Raw genomic sequence first — 2,661 nt, forward strand, 5'->3', positions numbered from 1 at the left:
TCGTAACGTAGTCATCCGCATATTTTGCAGATAGCCATGAATCGTGTATCCAGTACCCTCCAGCGATCAACATGGCTCTCATCTGCACTTTTCACGTTCTCAGGCGACTTTCGCGGTGCCTTCCATGGGGCATCCATCTTGCGCTGCGACGAGTTCCAGAGACCATATCTGATCAGGAGTTTTCCCTTGCTGTCTGCACATTATGCAGATAGTCTGCACTTTATGCAGACGGCATTGAGTGAGTGATGGTCGAGAAAAGGGGCAGTCTCTCGTTCCTGCCGTTGCCGGATCGCGGCCCGGACAAAGACGCCTTTCTCGCGGAGGTCCTGACCGGCTGGAAGCGCCAGCAATACACCAAGAACTTCACAGAAAAGACAATCAGTCGCAGGATCAATCGGGTCCTCGACTTCTGTGACGCTACGGGAAAATTTCCGTGGGAGTGGATGCCGACGGACGCGGACGAATACTTCTCCCACCTTGTCAACGTCAGAGGTTTGGTCCAGGAGACGATCCGCGCATACCAAAGCGATGTATCGCTGTTCTGCAGCTACGCCACGAGCGAGAGCTACCCGTGGAACGAAACCTGCGGGCGCCTGTTTGGGTCTTCGATGTCTCAGATCATCACAGACCTCAACAAGGCCCGACACACACAGGCCGCGACGATGGGTCCCACGAAGCGAGCGTTCGAGCTCCATGAGCTACAACAGTTCTTTGACTTCGCGGATGACGAAGTTGCCCGCATCATCGGCTCCCACGTCAAGGGCGGCCTGGCCGCCTGGCGAGACGTCACAGCTCTGAAAGTTTGCTACGGGTGGGGTCTGCGGCACGATGAACTTAGAAAGCTCGACATCGTCGACTTCTCCCCCAACGTCAAAGCACCGTACTTCGGCGACTACGGGCTCCTGAGAGTTCGCCACGGCAAGGCCAACAAAGGTGCTCCCAAGAAGCAGCGGACGGTTCAGACGCTCGTCGACTGGGCTGCCGAAGCAGTCGCGGAATGGGTGGAATTCGGTCTTCCCCGATATGGCCAGCCCATGACCCACCTATTTCCCACGTCGACCGGAGGGCTCGTTGCGGAGGGCGATCTCTACAGTCGATTCATTGGCTTCGTGAATACCCTCGGCCTTGACCCCGGGCTGGACATTCACGGCCTCCGTCGGTCTTACGCAACCCATATGCAGACCGTCTACGGCTATGACGCGAAGTTCATCTCAATGCAGCTCGGACACGCGCACGAAGCCACTACGACGATTTACACACTCCCCTCGCCTGACTTCGCTGCCAGTGAGATGGAGCGGGTTCTGAGCAGAGATCTCTTGAGAAGCAAGGGCAAGCTCCTGCTCAAACCAGCGAGAAATCAAGGAAAGGCCTCCCGATGAAGCGTCGGATCGAGTACAGGTTCCACGTTCGCGAGCTGATGGCACGCGCTGGAATTCGAACCAGCCGAGAACTGGTGGAACCACTCCGTGACCGCGGCATTACGCTTTCCGAGTCGCAGATCAACCGGATCGTCGCTCACAACCCGGATCGCATCGCCTTCCAGGTCCTCGTCGCCCTTTGCGACATCTTCGGCGTCGAGATGAATCAGCTGGTCACTTACACCAGCGCTGACGTCAAGACGCAGCGACGCAAAGTCGCCGGCGACGGAACAGACGTCCCGCTGCTAGAGGCCTACCGGCCCGTTCGCGCTCGGATCCGCCGGCCAGAGGATGACTGAATTCAAACCGCGGGGACGACCCCGATCAGCTCGAACCGGCTACACCTGCGATCGATGCGGCCGCGAGACCGGAAAGATCCGCGTTCGCTGGCCGGACGGCAAAATTTGCGGCATCTGCTTCACCGAGGCGGTTCACACCTATGGTGAATGCCCACTTTGCGGGAAGCACCGAATGCTCCCCGGTCGACTCACAACCGGTGAGGACATCTGCACATCTTGCGCCGGAATCCAAACAGCGCTGACCTGCGAGAAATGCGGCATGGAACGGGAGAGATTCCGCAGCGGCCGCTGCATCGTCTGCGTGATCGAAGCCGAGCTCACCGATCTCCTCAGACCAAACGATCCGCCGGATCTCCGTCTGAAGCGGCTAGTGACGGTCCTCACCTCGGTCGATCGTCCCGAAAGCATCTACACCTGGCTCCACAGCAACGGCGGCGTCTCAGCGGATCTGCTACGACGCCTGGGAGCCCGAGAGATTGCTCTCTCGCACGAGGCCTTCGATGCGTTGCCAAAGACTGCCGCTGTTGAGCACTTGCGAGCGATATTGACCCACAACCGCATGCTTCCCGCTCAGGACGACCGTCAGCTGGCCATGTTCGAACAATGGCTGCAAGAGCGGCTCCACGTCCTTCAGGTGACTCCGGACATCCACTCCCCTATCGAACGCTTCGCCAAGTGGCACCATCTTCGGAGGCTCAAGGCGGAGTTTTCTGCCACAAAGAACATGAACTACGCCGTCCGGAGCGCCAAGCAAGAGATCACCGAAGCCGGCAAGTTCCTTAGCTGGCTTCTTGCGACCCATGGCAAGACGAGCGCATCCATCGGCCAAGTCCACATTGATGAATACCTCTCGGAAGGCCCATCGACGAGGAAACATATCCGGAACTTCGTTCGCTTCCTGAGTCGAGAGCGCACGACCAACAGCGTCGACGTTCCTGTCCGGC

The 2,661-nt window shown here is 58.6% G+C and carries 2 protein-coding genes and 1 pseudogene; all 3 read left to right on the forward strand.

The genetic code is table 11. The features are described 5' to 3' along the window. Positions 1-245 precede the first annotated feature (245 nt). On the forward strand, positions 246-1,379 hold the full coding sequence (locus AACZ26_RS13265; RefSeq protein WP_339622285.1) for a tyrosine-type recombinase/integrase: 1,134 nt from the start codon (positions 246-248) through the stop codon (positions 1,377-1,379). Then, positions 1,376-1,717 carry a helix-turn-helix transcriptional regulator gene (locus tag AACZ26_RS13270; protein WP_339622286.1) on the forward strand — a complete coding sequence of 114 codons (342 nt, stop codon included), beginning with the start codon at positions 1,376-1,378 and terminating at the stop codon, positions 1,715-1,717. Before AACZ26_RS13265 ends, AACZ26_RS13270 begins: the two co-directional genes overlap by 4 nt. Continuing rightward, positions 1,710-2,661, forward strand: a pseudogene (locus AACZ26_RS13275) (hypothetical protein); the annotation flags it as partial. The gene AACZ26_RS13270 and the pseudogene AACZ26_RS13275, both read left to right, overlap by 8 nt.

The sequence above is a fragment of the uncultured Salinibacterium sp. genome, from assembly GCF_963974405.1.
Taxonomy (GTDB): Bacteria; Actinomycetota; Actinomycetes; order Actinomycetales; family Microbacteriaceae; genus Rhodoglobus.

Excerpts from the sequence above, each read along its gene's own strand:
- AACZ26_RS13265 (WP_339622285.1), top strand. The coding sequence starts at position 246 with ATGGTCGAGAAAAGGGGCAGTCTCTCGTTCCTGCCGTTGCCGGATCGC.
- AACZ26_RS13270 (WP_339622286.1), top strand. The coding sequence starts at position 1,376 with ATGAAGCGTCGGATCGAGTACAGGTTCCACGTTCGCGAGCTGATGGCA.